14 protein-coding genes are annotated in these 14,831 nt (G+C 57.5%); 8 read left to right on the top strand and 6 right to left on the bottom strand.

Annotated features, from left to right (window positions below; genetic code table 11):
* The first annotated feature begins 37 nt into the window (after positions 1 to 37).
* From DDA898_RS05420 to mutS, 6 genes are all read left to right on the top strand, one after another.
* Positions 38 to 880, top strand: coding sequence for a helix-turn-helix transcriptional regulator (locus DDA898_RS05420; protein ID WP_038910472.1), 843 nt, complete (start codon positions 38 to 40; stop codon positions 878 to 880).
* A gap of 503 nt (positions 881 to 1,383) precedes the next feature.
* Positions 1,384 to 1,818 (top strand): MarR family winged helix-turn-helix transcriptional regulator, encoded by a 435-nt coding sequence (locus DDA898_RS05415; RefSeq protein WP_013316777.1) that lies wholly within the window; start codon positions 1,384 to 1,386, stop codon positions 1,816 to 1,818.
* Between the two features lie 30 nt (positions 1,819 to 1,848).
* Entirely contained in the window at positions 1,849 to 2,583 is a 735-nt protein-coding gene (locus DDA898_RS05410) for an NADPH-dependent F420 reductase (RefSeq protein WP_038910471.1), read from the top strand.
* Between the two features lie 34 nt (positions 2,584 to 2,617).
* A complete protein-coding gene (locus DDA898_RS23780) occupies positions 2,618 to 3,034 on the top strand; it encodes a nitroreductase family protein (RefSeq protein ID WP_269077940.1) in 417 nt (138 codons plus the stop codon).
* A 25-nt stretch (positions 3,035 to 3,059) separates the two neighbouring features.
* Entirely contained in the window at positions 3,060 to 3,332 is a 273-nt protein-coding gene (locus tag DDA898_RS23775) for a nitroreductase family protein (RefSeq protein WP_269077939.1), read from the top strand.
* A 520-nt stretch (positions 3,333 to 3,852) separates the two neighbouring features.
* The gene (mutS, locus tag DDA898_RS05400; protein WP_038910469.1) at positions 3,853 to 6,411 is read left to right on the top strand and encodes a DNA mismatch repair protein MutS; all 2,559 of its coding nucleotides are present in this window, start codon (positions 3,853 to 3,855) and stop codon (positions 6,409 to 6,411) included.
* Between the two features lie 77 nt (positions 6,412 to 6,488).
* Here the strand turns inward: mutS and DDA898_RS05395 are convergent, their stop codons facing one another.
* Together DDA898_RS05395 and DDA898_RS05390 are read right to left on the bottom strand one after the other, a co-directional pair.
* Positions 6,489 to 7,091, bottom strand: a complete 603-nt coding sequence (locus DDA898_RS05395) for a copper resistance protein NlpE N-terminal domain-containing protein (RefSeq protein ID WP_038910467.1) — start codon at positions 7,089 to 7,091, stop codon at positions 6,489 to 6,491.
* A 45-nt stretch (positions 7,092 to 7,136) separates the two neighbouring features.
* Entirely contained in the window at positions 7,137 to 7,685 is a 549-nt protein-coding gene (locus DDA898_RS05390) for a YaeQ family protein (protein WP_038910466.1), read from the bottom strand.
* Positions 7,686 to 7,924: 239 nt separating this feature from the next.
* Between DDA898_RS05390 and DDA898_RS05385 the strand changes: the two genes are divergently transcribed.
* On the top strand, positions 7,925 to 8,125 hold the full coding sequence (locus DDA898_RS05385; protein WP_013316770.1) for a YaeP family protein: 201 nt from the start codon (positions 7,925 to 7,927) through the stop codon (positions 8,123 to 8,125).
* Positions 8,112 to 8,372, top strand: coding sequence for a Rho-binding antiterminator (gene rof, locus DDA898_RS05380; protein WP_022632468.1), 261 nt, complete (start codon positions 8,112 to 8,114; stop codon positions 8,370 to 8,372). Before DDA898_RS05385 ends, rof begins: the two co-directional genes overlap by 14 nt.
* A gap of 45 nt (positions 8,373 to 8,417) precedes the next feature.
* Here the strand turns inward: rof and tilS are convergent, their stop codons facing one another.
* The 4 genes from tilS to dnaE all read right to left on the bottom strand — a co-directional run bounded on the left by tilS (position 8,418) and on the right by dnaE (position 14,766).
* Positions 8,418 to 9,746 (bottom strand): tRNA lysidine(34) synthetase TilS, encoded by a 1,329-nt coding sequence (gene tilS / locus DDA898_RS05375; protein WP_038910465.1) that lies wholly within the window; start codon positions 9,744 to 9,746, stop codon positions 8,418 to 8,420.
* The gene (locus DDA898_RS05370; protein WP_013316767.1) at positions 9,736 to 10,125 is read right to left on the bottom strand and encodes a VOC family protein; all 390 of its coding nucleotides are present in this window, start codon (positions 10,123 to 10,125) and stop codon (positions 9,736 to 9,738) included. The genes tilS and DDA898_RS05370 overlap by 11 nt, the downstream gene beginning before the upstream one ends.
* 186 nt (positions 10,126 to 10,311) lie before the next feature.
* On the bottom strand, positions 10,312 to 11,271 hold the full coding sequence (gene accA, locus DDA898_RS05365) for an acetyl-CoA carboxylase carboxyl transferase subunit alpha (protein WP_038900504.1): 960 nt from the start codon (positions 11,269 to 11,271) through the stop codon (positions 10,312 to 10,314).
* Positions 11,272 to 11,283: 12 nt separating this feature from the next.
* Positions 11,284 to 14,766 (bottom strand): DNA polymerase III subunit alpha, encoded by a 3,483-nt coding sequence (gene dnaE / locus DDA898_RS05360; RefSeq protein ID WP_013316765.1) that lies wholly within the window; start codon positions 14,764 to 14,766, stop codon positions 11,284 to 11,286.
* Positions 14,767 to 14,831 lie beyond the last annotated feature (65 nt).

The following is a 14,831-nucleotide window of genomic DNA, read 5'->3' as shown; positions in this document are numbered from 1 at the left end:
CGCGCAACCTCTGTTCCATTTTCACCACGGATGCCGGATGACACTTACCGACCTCAACCTGCCCCTGACGCATTCGGCCGAGCCGATACCCCGTCATACGCCTGCGGGCCCGTCGCTTGCCCATCAGATTATCGCCCGCAGTCAGTATACGCTGCGTACGGTGGTGATGCGTACCGACCTGATTGGTCTGGTCGTTTCCGGAACCAAGCAGTTGCTGACGCCGGCAGGCAGCAGCGTTTTTACCTCCGGCGAACTGTTCATCCTGCCGCGCGGCACCCAATGGGATGTGATCAACGACCCGGCGCCGCAGGGGCGCTATGTGGCGCGGATTCTAAACCTGCAACCTGAAACGATAGCGCGCTTTTACCAGTCGTTTGGTCAGTTCGCCGCGCTGGAACCGGTGCGAAACGTGGCCAAAGTAACGGACGGCCGCACGATAGGAGCCGCGTTTTTGCGCGCCGCCGATGCGCTAAGTGATGCCGCTTGTTCAGCGGCGCTCGGCGAGCATCGGGTGCTGGAAGTGTTGCTCTTGCTGGCGGAGCAGTCCGGCGTTGTGCTGACGCCGCCGGGCGCGCTGAACTGGAGCGAACGGGTGCGGCGGCTGGTAGCGCAGCGTCCGTATGACCACTGGTCGGCGGACCGGGTAGCGCAAGCGCTGTCCACCACCGCCAGCACCCTGAACCGCCGGCTGGCGCTGGAAGGCAACACCATCGCCGCCTGCGTACGGGAAACCCGGCTGGAAGCGGCGATGGTACTACTGCAATCATCCGATCGACCGGTCGCCGCCATCGCCCTTGATGTCGGCTATGAATCCCACAGCAAATTCACCGCGGCTTTCCGCCGCCGCTTCGGCGTAGTGCCGTCGGCGTTGCGCGGTTGATGCGCGCGGCCTACGCCCAGGCGCCCCATCCCGGCATGGCGTACCGGGCAACATTCTCAAGCTCAGCACGGCTGGTGCCATGCCGACTTGTACCGCCAGCACATAACGTGCAAGCCCGTTAATATTCACCGAAGCCGCGAGTTCCCCCGCGCTGGCCGCTTGCAAAAACCGGTCCTCCAGCTTTCGAAGCGCCCGTGCTCGCCCGTCTCACACTCGTTCGCCAAGAGTGGGTTCGCCAAGAGTGGGGTTGCCCTCTTCGCCGACGGCCGGCAAAGCGCGTTGGGGTCTTTCTGGTTGATCCAATGCCCTACGCTTTTTTCTGCTCAATATTCACATCGGAAACATTCACATCGGAAACGCCGGGGATGATGAATCTTAACGGCCAATGAACCTGGCTCTTTCAGGCTATCGCACAAATTACCTATAGCAGATATTTTATTCAGCCGGTTAGGCCTGCTATCATTTATCTATTGCACTAGATTATCACTCAACAGATTTTTTCTATGAACAATAAACATCGCCGGGAAATCGGCACCGAACTCTCCTTTGCGTTATACGGCGCAGCCAACCGGATGAACCGGATGCACAAGATCTTCCTCGATCCGCTCGGGCTGACCTTTCCGCAGTACCTTGTGATGCTTGAACTGTTTAACCGGACACCACGAACCGTAGGCGAACTGGGCAACAAACTGGGGATGGATACGGGCACCATCACACCGCTTCTGAAACGGCTTGAAACCGCCGGTAGGGTACAACGCACACGCGATACGAGCGACGAGCGACGCGTGCTGATAACACTCACCGAAGCCGGCGAGGCACTTCATGACGAGCTCTGGAGCATTACCGGAAAAATAAAGTCGGTCTGTCAGCTTACTGAAGAAGAGCTGACTCAGCTTCGCGACACGCTTAACGCTTTTGCTCACCCCGCTTCTGAATAACGACGGCGCATTCTCACAGAAGGAAACCTCATGATTATTAGCATCATTGGCGCAGGCAATATTGGCGCATCACTGGCCAGAAAGCTTTCTGCCAGCGGGCATATCGTAAAAATCACCAACTCCAGAGGGCCCGACACTATTCGTGACATCGCCCGCGACGCTGGCGCCAGGGCGGTTACACACGAGGAAGCCATCCGTGATGTTGACGTGATTATCCTTGCCATTCCTTTCGGGAAGCACAGTGAACTCGCGACCTTGCTAAGCAAGGCACCGGCAAATGCGACCGTCATCGATACGTCGAATTACTATCCGTTTCGCGACGGTTCGATTGCCGATGTTGAGCATGGAAAACCTGAAAGCGTCTGGGCCGGCGAGCAAGTCGGGCGGCCACTCATCAAGGCGTGGAATGCCGTGCTGGCCGCCACCCTGTCAGACAAAGGCCTGCCAGCCGGTGCCGCCGGAAGAATCGCCCTCCCTGTTGCCGGCGACGACGAAAAAGCAAAATCCATCACGATGGCATTAGTGAGTGAAACGGGGTTTGAACCCGTAGACGCAGGCTCGCTGACCGAATCCTGGCGTCAGCAACCTGGCACGCCGGCGTACTGCACTGAATTGTCTCCTGCTGAACTAAAAACAGCGCTGCTGGATGCAGACAAAGCCCGTGCGCCAAAAAACAGAGATGCTCTGATGGATGAGTTTATGTCTGCCGGAGAAGCCCTTACCCACGATCACATTGTGGCTCGTAACAGAGCAGTTTCGGCTTGATTCCAGAGAATTAAGCCCGCTACAGGAGGTACAAATGAACAGCACGATACTTACCCAACCGCAGTCCCCCCTTCATGACGCACAGTCCTTTAGCAAAACAGTAAGGCTTCGTCGTTCTTACCGGGGTTTTCTTCCGACTCCTGTTCCGGAGGAAATATTGCGCAATGTATTAGAAGACGCCCAGCACGCTCCTTCTAACTGCAATACCCAGTCGTGGAATGTACATATCGTTTCAGGCAACAAGCTGACGGAACTGGCGAAAATACTCCATGAGAAGAATAATGCCGGGGCGTTTACTCCCGATTTTACCTTCGATATGGACCATTTTTATGGCGTATACGGCGAACGTAAAAATGCACAGGGCAAGGCTTATTATGAAGCCATGAATATTGCCCGTGAGGACAAAGAGGGGCGCCACCGGGCTGTCGCCTATAATTACTCTTTTTTTTAACGCTCCGCATGTTGCACTGCTCTTCATGCCGACGTTTGGTGACAATGTCCGCGTAGCAGGCGATATCGGCATGTACGGCCAGACTTTTCTGCTGTCTCTTGCTGCGCACGGGCTGGGCGGCATCCCGCAAACCTCTCTCGGATTTTTTGCCGATCCTATACGTCACTTCCTCGGTATCCCCGATAATTTGAAGCTATTGTTTGGCATCTCCTTTGGTTATCCCGATGAAGCCGCACCGGGTAACCGCATGAGAATGGATCGCGTAAATATCAGCGAATCAGTGACCTTCCATAACTAATCATTAATAGCGGTACCGGATATCGCGCCACGTTAGCCAGCCCATGCTTATTTCCGGGTGATGGGCTGGTCAACGCCACAAAAACGCCACAAAGTAGTGCGTTTTTCCACAACTACCCTATTGAACCGCCTGGGTGATTGCGCATTCAGCACCCGACTTTACCTGGTCAGTTACGTTCTTCGATATCCCCTTGGTTAAAAGCCCCCCTTGCCGCCGCCAGAACAAGGCACCACTAAAAAAGCGCGTCGAAAGCAGGCCGCCCTCATTATTTGGCTACTACTAAATGCCATTGTTTCGAGCACGCTCGAAGAATACGGCCGCCCCTCTTATTTTCCTGCCTTAAAGACTCCGTTATCATGCAGCCTGCATACCAATGAAAGCCATGCTGGTCGAACATTCCCCCTCTTCCGGGGTAATAACCAGACCGGCCAGCAGTAAAGCACAGGATTTCATGAGAGCTAATGAGCATCGCCAGTATCGTTAACTCATTAAAATTTAAGAAGATGGACATCACAACGCGATGAGTACACCAGAGAGTTTAGACGCCCACACCCCCATGATGCAGCAGTACCTGAAGCTGAAAGCCCAGCATCCCGATATTTTGCTGTTTTACCGCATGGGCGACTTCTATGAACTGTTTTACGGCGATGCCAAACGCGCCTCGCAATTGCTGGATATCTCGCTGACCAAACGCGGCGCTTCCGCCGGCGAACCGATTCCGATGGCCGGTGTCCCTCATCATGCAGTAGAAAACTATCTGGCCAAACTGGTGCAGTTGGGTGAATCGGTCGCAATTTGTGAACAGATTGGCGACCCGGCCACCAGCAAAGGGCCGGTAGAACGCAAAGTGGTGCGCATCGTCACCCCCGGCACCATCAGTGATGAAGCGCTGTTACAGGAAAAGCAGGATAACCTGCTGGCCGCCGTCTGGCAGGAAGGCCGGGGATTCGGCTACGCCACGCTGGATATCAGTTCCGGCCGTTTCCGGCTGGTGGAGCCAGTTGACCGGGAAACCATGGCGGCGGAATTGCAGCGCACCAATCCGGCGGAATTGCTCTATCCGGAAACCTTTGAGGCGATGTCCCTGATTGAACATCGCCACGGGCTGCGCCGCCGTCCGCTGTGGGAGTTCGAACTGGACACCGCCCGCCAGCAGTTAAATCTACAATTCGGCACCCGCGACCTGACCGGTTTCGGCGTAGAACAGGCGCACATGGGGCTGCGTGCCGCCGGTTGTCTGTTGCAATACGCCAAAGATACCCAACGAACCTCGCTGCCGCATATCCGCAGCATCACCGTGGAACGCCAGCAAGACGGCATCATCATGGATGCGGCGACGCGCCGTAATCTGGAACTGACCCAGAACCTGTCCGGCAGCGGTGAAAATACCCTGGCTTCAGTACTGGACCGTACCGTGACGCCAATGGGCAGCCGTATGCTTAAGCGCTGGCTGCACGCGCCGATTCGTGACGCTCAGGCGCTGCTGCGGCGCCAGCAGGCCATCGGCGCACTGCGGGATGTGGCAGCCGAGCTGCAGCCGTATCTGCGTCAGGTGGGCGATCTGGAGCGAATTCTGGCGCGTCTGGCGCTGCGTTCGGCGCGTCCGCGCGATCTAGCCAGAATGCGTCATGCCTTTCAGCAACTGCCGGATATTCACGTGTTGCTGGAAACAGTCGGCGCTGAAGCGGTACAACAACTGCGCACCCAGGTCGGGCAGTTTGATGAGCTGCGCGACCTGCTGGAACGCGCAGTGGTGGAAGCGCCGCCGGTGTTGGTGCGCGATGGCGGCGTCATCGCCGGCGGCTACAACGACGAGCTGGATGAGTGGCGTATGCTGGCCGACGGCGCCAGCGACTATCTGGAAAAACTGGAAATCCGCGAACGCGACCGGCTCGGTATCGATACCCTGAAAGTCGGGTTCAACGGCGTGCACGGTTACTACATTCAGGTCAGCCGCGGGCAGAGCCATCTGGTGCCGATGAATTATGTACGCCGCCAGACGCTGAAAAACGCCGAGCGCTACATCATACCCGAACTGAAAGAATACGAAGACAAGGTACTGACCTCAAAAGGCAAGGCGCTGGCGCTGGAAAAAGCCCTGTACGAAGAATTGTTCGACCTGCTGCTGCCGCATCTGGCGGACCTACAGCAAAGCGCCGGCGCGCTGGCGGAACTGGATGTCCTGACCAATCTGGCCGAGCGCGCCGACACGCTGAACTACGTCTGCCCCACCCTCAGCGACAAACCGGGGATCAGGATTACCGGCGGCCGCCACCCGGTGGTGGAACAGGTACTGAGCGAACCCTTTATCGCCAACCCGCTGTCGCTGTCGCCTCAGCGCCGGCTGCTGATCATCACCGGCCCCAATATGGGCGGGAAAAGCACCTACATGCGCCAGGCGGCGCTGATTGTATTGATGGCGCATATCGGCAGCTACGTCCCGGCCGAGCAGGCGGTGATTGGCCCGGTGGACCGGATCTTTACCCGTGTCGGCGCAGCCGATGACCTGGCCTCCGGTCGCTCAACCTTCATGGTGGAAATGACGGAAACCGCCAATATTCTGCATAACGCCACCGAACAGAGTCTGGTGTTGATGGACGAAATCGGACGCGGCACCTCGACTTACGACGGTCTGTCGCTGGCCTGGGCCTGCGCTGAAGCGCTGGCGAACAAAATCAAGGCCATGACCCTGTTCGCCACGCACTATTTCGAGCTCACCAACCTGCCGGAAAAAATGGAAGGCGTGATCAACATCCATCTCGACGCACTGGAGCATGGCGACACCATCGCCTTTATGCACAGCGTGCAGGACGGCGCGGCCAGCAAGAGTTACGGGCTGGCCGTAGCGGCGCTGGCCGGCGTGCCGAAAGAAGTTATCAAGCGGGCAAGACAAAAGCTGAAAGAACTGGAGTCACTGGCAGGCCACGCTTCGGCCAGCCATGTCGACGGCTCGCAGCTCGCGTTGCTCGCGCCGGAAGAACCGTCGCCGGCGCTGGACGCGCTGGAAGCCATCGACCCGGATGCGCTAACGCCGCGTCAGGCGCTGGACTGGCTGTATAAGCTGAAAGGAATGATGTAAAACCGTCGAGCGGAGAACAACGGTTTTTCGGTTCTCCGCTCACGCTATCTCAGCCCGCTCGTCGCTCCCGGGCTGTGTCACAGGGCCACAGGATAGGCGACCACGCGGGAATAAGAGTAATAGCTCACACGCACGGTAGCGATCTCCGGTTCCATCGTAACGGAAAACACATGCCCATCCGGTCGATTCGTCATATAACGCTCAACAGCGGCCGTTATCGCGCGCATATCACGGCCGGAAAGCTGGCTCAGACAGGCGGGCGCGACTGGTTTCTCCTGTTTATCCACGGCAAACAGACGGTAACGCTGAGTGGCGGCTTCCAACGGCTGACCGTCATCGCCCAAGGCTTCAAGGTCATTATTTAACGGGCGGAAATAACGCTTCTCGCCATCGTTATCGGTCAGCACCAGCCGTTCAGCGGTACGGCTCCAGCGGCCCGATTCGGCAACGGTCGCGTTGCCGTCAGCCCCGGACGGGTAGCTCTCCTGCATGACGAAACTGCCGTCCGCGTTCAAAAACAGCGACGTATCCATCTCGCCACACGCGCCGCAGGGCAACTTACCGCGGTAATACTGCGCCATCGGGCGCAATGGTTCTTCCTGAATCTGAGTGCGGGAATGGCATCCCATCAACCCCGATAATAAAAGAGCAAGCAATACCCCTGTCGCCAGTTTTTTCATCCTTATTCTCCTGCTGTGTTGTGCTGGCATGCTGTCAGATCATCCTTAACCTTGGGCAATTTGCCAGCTACTGAACGACAATTCCAGATTATTCTGATCGTCAGACAGCCAGATAGTTCCTTCCTGCAACGTCGCCTGTAATGTCATGGAGCGCTGCGCCAGCGCAGCCAGGCTCGCCAGTTGCTGATCATCGAGAAAAAGCACGGTCAGATTGCTCAGAGACGCCGCCTTGTCGGCCATGTTTTGCCACCATACCCGGGCGGCGCGTTCGCCGTAGGCATACAGCACCACCTCGGGCGACAGACTACAGGCTTTTTTCAGGCGTTTTTCATCGGGCAGGCCCAGCTCAATCCATAGCATCAGCTGACCGTCGTCGCTGTGTTGCCAGATTTCCGGTTCGTCATCGGCACTCAATCCCTTGGTGAAACGCAGCCGGTCATCGGCATGGCAGATCCACGCCAGTAGCCGCAGCATCATGCGCTGGTCGGTTTCGGAAGGGTGCTGAGCCAGCGTCAGGCTGACATCCTGAAAAAACGCGCGATCCATATCGGCGATGTTGACGCTGGCTTTGTAAACGGTTGCTTTTAAGGCCATTCTCTACCCCTGGTTACAGAGCCGTTAGTCTACCTCAGCAGCGACGTACATCACAGTCGCATGCGCGTTACGGGCGGTAACAGCAGAATTATGCTGTTGCATTATGCTGATAACCTGCCGGGGCCTATGCTATAGTCGGAAAGAAGATGAGAGTTTATCTTCGTAGACTTACATTGCAGTCACGATAACAATGAAGGGTGCATGAATCTCTACCGGGTTAAGCTCTAAGGGAGGATATTATGCAACAATACAGTGAATTAGTACGCCGTCTGTACGCGGAGATCGCCAGTGGCGATCTGGGGTTTATACCCGACGCGCTGGGTTGTGTATTGAAAACCCTGGATGGCATCGCGACGAACAGCGAATTACCATCCTCTGTCAGGGAACAGGCGGCCTATGCCGCTGCTAACTTATTGGTGAGCGATTATGTCAATGAGTAATGAATATCAACCCATCAATTGTGATGACTACGATAACCTGGAAGCCACCTGCCAGCAGCATCTGACGCTGACGGTCGAACTGCGCACCGGCGAGGTCGTAGTCGGTAAAGCCAGCGATATGATCTCTCGAAAAAATATCGAATATCTGGTGATTGAAGAGGCGGGCCAGAAACACGAACTCCGCCTCGACCATATCCTCAGCTTCAGTCACCCTGAAATTGGTAAAGTGGTGGTCAGCGAGCCCTGACAACCCTCTTCATCTACAGCAACGGACAACGAGGGTTGTCCGTTTTTATTTCGGTTCGCTCCAGTCGATAAACCACCCGCTATCCTCCGACGCCGCCTGCCCTTCACGGGTCACAAATCGCCCGACCGCCGCAATTAACCGATCGTTATAGAAAATCAGCGGCGTACGTTCCCGCAGCCACGGCGGCACATCCAGCTCCTGCCATAGCTTCTTGATAGGGCGGCCATGAGCACGCCCGACTATCTGCACGTACCCCTGAAAACCGAAACGCACCGTGACGGCTTCATCATCGTGCGGCTGCCGCATCCAGGTTCCTTGCGCCGAAACCCGCAGTTGCCCGAGGTTATCCGGCAACGGCAACGGCGCTGCCGCTGGCTGCCACGGCAGCACATATTCGGTTAACGGGTTCATCGCCGGCAGCAGATACAGGTAGTGGCGAAACCGCCTGACCTGCCACGCACCGAGCTGCAGGCACGGGTTGGCATCATCACGGCTGGCCGCCACGTCTTCCCACAATCGCGTTAGTTGCCCGCGAGACGGCATGTGCGCGCCCTGCTCCGCCAGCCAACGACGCAACAAGGCGAAACGGCGGGCGGCGCTCATCGGCGCCAACGCCGCCACGCTCAACGCGCCATAGGCATTGCGCAGCGTCGCCAGCGACTCAGCCAGCAGCTCATCCAGCAGTTGTTCCTGTTCAGCGCACAGTTCGGCGCTGCGCGCTACCGCCGACGGGAAATGAGGCCAGCGCCGTTTCAGCAATGGCAACACCTGCCGGCGCAGAAAATTGCGGTCGTAGCGCTCATCGGCATTACTATCGTCCTCCACCCAGGCCAGTTGGTAAGCCCCGGCATAAGCGTCCAGCTGTGCGCGGGTTATCCCCAGCAGCGGGCGTTGCAGCCGAACGCCGTTCGGTTGCGCGGTCGCCGCCATCGACGCCAGCCCGGCGGGCCCACTTCCACGCTTAAGCGCCAGCAGGAACGTTTCGCTCTGATCATCCTGATGTTGGGCCGTCAGCAGCGTTTCCCCGTCATGCAAATGCTGTTGCAACGCCTGATAACGCGCCGCCCGTGCCGCGGCTTCAACGCCGCCGTCGTGGGCATCCACCTGAACCGGCAATACATCAAACGACACCTGCCAGCGCAAACACTGGGCGCGGCAATGTTCGGCCCACGTATCGGCGTGCGCGCTCAGGCCGTGATGCACATACACCGCCCGCAGAGACAACGCGCGCCGCCGGCGCAGGCGCGTCATCAGATGCAGCAGCACGCTGGAGTCCAGACCGCCGCTGTACGCCACCAGATAGCGCCCGTCCGCCGCGATCTGCGCATCAATCGCCGCCAGCAGTTCAGGGAAGATGTCGGTATCAGCGTTCATACAGCTCAAGCGGCAATCCGTCCGGATCGGCAAAGAAAGTAAAACGGCGACCGGTGTACTCGTCTGTCCGCACCGGTTCACAGTCGACTCCCGCTCCGTTCAGCGCAGTGACCGCCTGTTCGATATCGTCAACGGCAAACGCCAGATGGCGCAGCCCACAGGCTTCCGGCCGACTGACGCGCGCCGGCGGCGAAGGGAATGAAAACAGTTCGATCAGATAATGGCCGTTAAGCGCCAGATCGCCTTTCCAGGAGTCGCGGGCAGCCCGGTAGACCTCCTGTTGCAGCGTAAAACCGAGCACGTCGCAATAGAAACGCTTACTGCGCTCATAATCCGAGGCAATAATCGCGATATGGTGAACATCCAGCAATGTCAGCATCAGAGTAATTTCCCTGAATGGCAGGCAACCACGCTCGCCGATGCCATGTCATGGTTGAGGAGAAAAAATGCAGATCGTGCAATACGCCGCCGCAGGGATGGCGCATCGCCTAAAAGCGTTATCAGCATAACAAAAAGTCCGCGATCGTTCCCAATCGCGGACTTGTTTGATGCATAGCGAGGTAAATCAGCAGTAGCCGTAATTCATCAAACGCTGGTAACGGCGGTTCAGCAATTCCTGTTCGCTCAGCGTATCCAGCTCGTTCAAATCGGACAGTAACTGGGATTTCAGCGATGCGGCCATCGCCGCTACATCACGGTGGGCTGAGCCCAGCGGTTCCGGGATCACCGAGTCAATCAGCTTCAGCTCTTTCAGACGCGGTGCGGTAATCCCCATCGCTTCCGCGGCCAGCGGCGCTTTGTCGGCGCTTTTCCACAGAATCGAGGCGCAGCCTTCCGGCGAAATAACCGAATAGGTGCTGTATTGCAGCATGTTCACCTTGTCGCCGACACCGATAGCCAGCGCGCCGCCGGAGCCACCTTCGCCGATCACAGTACAAACGATCGGCACGCTCAGGCTGGACATTTCACGCAGGTTGCGGGCGATCGCTTCGGACTGGCCGCGCTCTTCCGCCCCCACGCCCGGATACGCGCCTGGGGTGTCGATAAAGGTGATGATCGGCATTTTGAAGCGTTCGGCCATCTCCATCAGGCGCAGCGCCTTGCGGTAACCTTCTGGCGCCGGCATCCCGAAATTGCGACGGATTTTTTCTTTGGTTTCACGGCCTTTCTGATGACCAATAATCATCACCGGACGTCCGTCAAGACGGGCGATGCCCCCGACGATCGCCTTGTCATCGGCATAAGCGCGATCGCCAGCCAGCTCGTCAAAGTCGGAGAAAATGTGCTGAACGTAGTCCAGGGTATAAGGACGCTGTGGATGGCGCGCCAGTTGGGCAATCTGCCAGGCACCCAGATCGGCGAAGATTTTGCGCGTCAGTTCTACGCTCTTTTCGCGCAGACGCTTAACTTCTTCATCCAGATTAATATCCAATTTTTCATCTTGGCGGCTGACTGCGGTCAGGGAATCAATCTTTGCTTCCAACTCTGCAATCGGCTGCTCAAAATCAAGAAAATTCAGACTCATAGTATTCCTATTTTAGTCAAATTCCAGTTCTACCTGTTCATTACCAACCAGGGTACGTAAATCATTCAACAACCCATCGGTGGGCGTGATACGCCATGCCGCACCGAAACGTAGCCGGGCACGCGCATCCTGGCGCTGGTAGTAGAGATGCACCGGAATCGTCCCCGATCGATGGGGTTCCAACGACTGACGGAGACGGTTTAACAACTGGTCATCAATTTGCCTGTCAGTCAGCGAGATAGCAAGCCCGCGCGCGTATTTTTCCCGCGCTTCGCTGATATCCATTAGCTCTCTGACCGTCATTTTAAGTCCACCGCTGAAGTCATCAAAGCTGACCTGTCCGCTGGCAATCAAAATACGATCCTGCTCCAGCAGGTGCTGATATTTGTCCAGCGCGTCGGTAAACAGCATGACTTCCAGACGACCAGAACGATCATCCAGCGTGCAGACGCCAATACGGTTGCCCCGTTTGGTCACCATCACCCGGGCGGCAAGCACCAGCCCGACGGCGGTGGTCATTTTTCCCCGCTCCGTGGGATGCATGTCTTTTAAACGCACGCCTCCCGCATAGCGTTCAATTTCCTTCAGATATTGGTTGATGGGATGCCCGGTTAAGTACAAGCCCAGCGTTTCCCTTTCGCCGTCCAGCACTACCTGTTCCGGCCACGGCGGCACCGTGCTGTAGGACTGCTCCACCTGTTCAGGCGTTTCCGCCAGCACCCCGAACATATCCGCCTGACCGATGGCCTCTGCCTTCGCGTGCTGTTCCGCCGACTTCATGGCGTCCGCCAGCGAATTCATCAGCGCCGCCCGATGCGGCCCCAGCCGGTCGAATGCGCCGGACATGATCAGTTTTTCCAGCACCCGCCGGTTCAGTTTCTTGATATCGGTACGGGCGCACAGATCAAACAAATCACGGAAATAGCCATCGTTATTACGCGCTTCGATGATGGCCTCGATCGGCCCTTCCCCCACGCCTTTGATGGCGCCGATGCCGTAGACGATCTCGCCGTCATCGTTGACGTGGAAATGGTATAAACCGCTATTGATATCCGGCGGCAGGATCTTCAGCCCCATGCGCCAGCATTCGTCCACCAGCCCGACGATCTTGTCGGTGTTGTCCATATCCGCGGTCATCACCGCCGCCATGAACTCCGCCGGGTAATGGGCCTTCAGCCACAGCGTCTGATACGATACCAGCGCGTAGGCGGCCGAATGCGACTTGTTGAAGCCGTAACCGGCGAATTTCTCCACCAGGTCGAAGATTTTCATCGACAGCTCGCCGTCGACGCCCATCGTCTCCGCGCCCTCTTTAAACACCGAGCGCTGCTTGGCCATCTCTTCGGGTTTTTTCTTACCCATCGCACGGCGCAGCATATCCGCGCCGCCGAGGGTATACCCCGCCAGCACCTGGGCAATCTGCATCACCTGTTCCTGATACAGGATGATACCATAGGTCGGCTCCAGCACCGGCTTCAGCGTCTCGTGCTGCCACTCGATATCCGGGTAGGAAATCGCTTCGCGCCCGTGCTTACGGTCGATGAAGTTATCCACCATGCCTGACTGCAGCGGCCCCGGACGGAACAGTGCCACCAGCGCGATCATATCCTCAAAACAGTCCGGCTTAAGGCGTTTGATCAGGTCTTTCATGCCGCGCGATTCAAGCTGGAACACCGCCGTGGTTTCCGAGCGCTGCAGCATATCGAAGCTTTTCTTGTCGTCCAGCGGGATGGCCGCAATGTCTATCGGCTCCAGCTCCTGCTTAGCGCGCCGGGCGTTGATCATCTCCAGCGCCCAGTTGATGATGGTCAACGTGCGCAGGCCGAGGAAGTCGAATTTCACCAGACCGGCGTATTCCACGTCGCTCTTGTCGAACTGAGTGACCGGGTGATTGCCTTCCGGGTCGCAGTACAGCGGCGCAAAGTCGGTAATTTTGGTCGGCGAAATCACTACGCCCCCGGCGTGCTTGCCGGCGTTGCGGGTCACCCCTTCCAGTTTGCGCGCCATGTCGATCAGCGCCTTAACCTCTTCATCCGCTTCGTAAATTTCGCCCAGCTGCGGCTCGGCGGCGAAGGCTTTCTCCAGCGTCATGCCCGGGTCGGGCGGCACCAGTTTGGAAATGCGGTCGACAAAGCCGTACGGATGCCCCAGCACCCGACCGACGTCGCGAATAACCGCTTTAGCCGCCATGGTGCCGAAGGTGATGATTTGCGACACCGCGTCGCGGCCGTACATGTCCGCCACGTGATCAATCACCAGATCGCGTTTTTCCATGCAAAAGTCGACGTCAAAGTCAGGCATCGACACACGTTCCGGGTTAAGGAAACGTTCGAACAGCAGGTCGAATTCCAGCGGATCCAGATCGGTGATTTTCAGCGCATACGCCACCAGCGAACCGGCGCCGGAGCCTCGTCCCGGCCCTACCGGCACGTCGTTGTCCTTCGACCACTGGATAAACTCCATTACGATCAGGAAGTAGCCGGGGAAGCCCATCTGGTTGATGACGTTGAGTTCAATTTCCAGACGTTCGTCGTATTCCGGGCGGCGCTGAGCGCGAACCTCCTCATCCGGGAACAGGAACGTCAGACGTTCTTCCAGCCCTTTTTTAGAGCACATCACCAGATAATCTTCGGTCGACATGTCGCCGGTCGGGAATTGCGGCAGGAAATACTCGCCGAGCCGGATAGTGACGTTACAGCGTTTGGCGATCTCCACCGTGTTGATGAGCGCTTCGGGGATATCGGCGAACAGCTCGCACATCTCCTCCTCGCTGCGCATGTACTGCTGCACGCTATAATTTTTGGGGCGTTTCGGGTCGTCCAGCGTGAAGCCGTCATGAATCGCCACGCGGATCTCATGGGCCTCGAAGTCATCCTGACTGATAAAGCAGACATCGTTGGTGGCGACGACCGGTAAGCCGTGCGCGGTCGCCAGCTCTACCGCTGCATGCAGGTAGCTTTCCTCATCCGGCCTACCGGTGCGAACCAGCTCCAGATAAAACCGCTGCGGAAAATGCTGTTGATAAAAGGCGACGCTTTGTTCCACCAGCACCTGATTGCCGCGCAGCAGAAACTTGCCGATGTCGCCATGACGCCCGCCGGACAACAGCAGCAATCCAGCCTGATGTTCTACCAGCCATGCCCGATCAATCGTCGGCCCGTCGGCACCGTACCCGCGCTGATAGGCGCGGGAAATCAGCAGCGTCAGGTTCTGATAACCTTCATTGTTCATCGCCAGAATGGTGAGGTGCGCCAGTTCGTCGCCTAGCTCTTCACTCTGCAGATAAAAATCCGCGCCGATGATCGGCTTGATGCCGGCGCCATGCGCGCCGCCATAGAATTTCACCAGCCCGCACAGGTTGGTAAAATCGGTGATCGCCAGCGCCGGCATGCCCAGCGCAGCCGCTTTTTTTACCAACGGGCCGGTTTTCGCCAGCCCATCGATCATGGAATAGTCACTGTGAACACGCAGGTGAACAAAACGTGGTTCGGCCATTTCCGGATCCCATAATCTCTTCAGTAACCCGCCTGGTGAACAACATCAGGCACATATGCGTTTTA

It is taken from the genome of Dickeya dadantii NCPPB 898 (assembly GCF_000406145.1).
GTDB classification, from domain to species: Bacteria; Pseudomonadota; Gammaproteobacteria; order Enterobacterales; family Enterobacteriaceae; genus Dickeya; species Dickeya dadantii.
The sequence above is the reverse complement of the archived record's forward strand: the minus strand, read 5'-3'. Positions and strand labels throughout refer to the sequence as shown.

What these genes read in the sequence shown, in the direction of transcription:
- DDA898_RS05420 (WP_038910472.1), top strand. Translation starts at nt 38, where the DNA reads ATGACACTTACCGACCTCAACCTGCCCCTGACGCATTCGGCCGAGCCG.
- DDA898_RS05415 (WP_013316777.1), top strand. Translation starts at nt 1,384, where the DNA reads ATGAACAATAAACATCGCCGGGAAATCGGCACCGAACTCTCCTTTGCG.
- DDA898_RS05410 (WP_038910471.1), top strand. Translation starts at nt 1,849, where the DNA reads ATGATTATTAGCATCATTGGCGCAGGCAATATTGGCGCATCACTGGCC.
- DDA898_RS23780 (WP_269077940.1), top strand. Translation starts at nt 2,618, where the DNA reads ATGAACAGCACGATACTTACCCAACCGCAGTCCCCCCTTCATGACGCA.
- DDA898_RS23775 (WP_269077939.1), top strand. Translation starts at nt 3,060, where the DNA reads ATGCCGACGTTTGGTGACAATGTCCGCGTAGCAGGCGATATCGGCATG.
- mutS (WP_038910469.1), top strand. Translation starts at nt 3,853, where the DNA reads ATGAGTACACCAGAGAGTTTAGACGCCCACACCCCCATGATGCAGCAG.
- DDA898_RS05395 (WP_038910467.1), bottom strand. Translation starts at nt 7,091, where the DNA reads ATGAAAAAACTGGCGACAGGGGTATTGCTTGCTCTTTTATTATCGGGG.
- DDA898_RS05390 (WP_038910466.1), bottom strand. Translation starts at nt 7,685, where the DNA reads ATGGCCTTAAAAGCAACCGTTTACAAAGCCAGCGTCAACATCGCCGAT.
- DDA898_RS05385 (WP_013316770.1), top strand. Translation starts at nt 7,925, where the DNA reads ATGCAACAATACAGTGAATTAGTACGCCGTCTGTACGCGGAGATCGCC.
- rof (WP_022632468.1), top strand. Translation starts at nt 8,112, where the DNA reads ATGTCAATGAGTAATGAATATCAACCCATCAATTGTGATGACTACGAT.
- tilS (WP_038910465.1), bottom strand. Translation starts at nt 9,746, where the DNA reads ATGAACGCTGATACCGACATCTTCCCTGAACTGCTGGCGGCGATTGAT.
- DDA898_RS05370 (WP_013316767.1), bottom strand. Translation starts at nt 10,125, where the DNA reads ATGCTGACATTGCTGGATGTTCACCATATCGCGATTATTGCCTCGGAT.
- accA (WP_038900504.1), bottom strand. Translation starts at nt 11,271, where the DNA reads ATGAGTCTGAATTTTCTTGATTTTGAGCAGCCGATTGCAGAGTTGGAA.
- dnaE (WP_013316765.1), bottom strand. Translation starts at nt 14,766, where the DNA reads ATGGCCGAACCACGTTTTGTTCACCTGCGTGTTCACAGTGACTATTCC.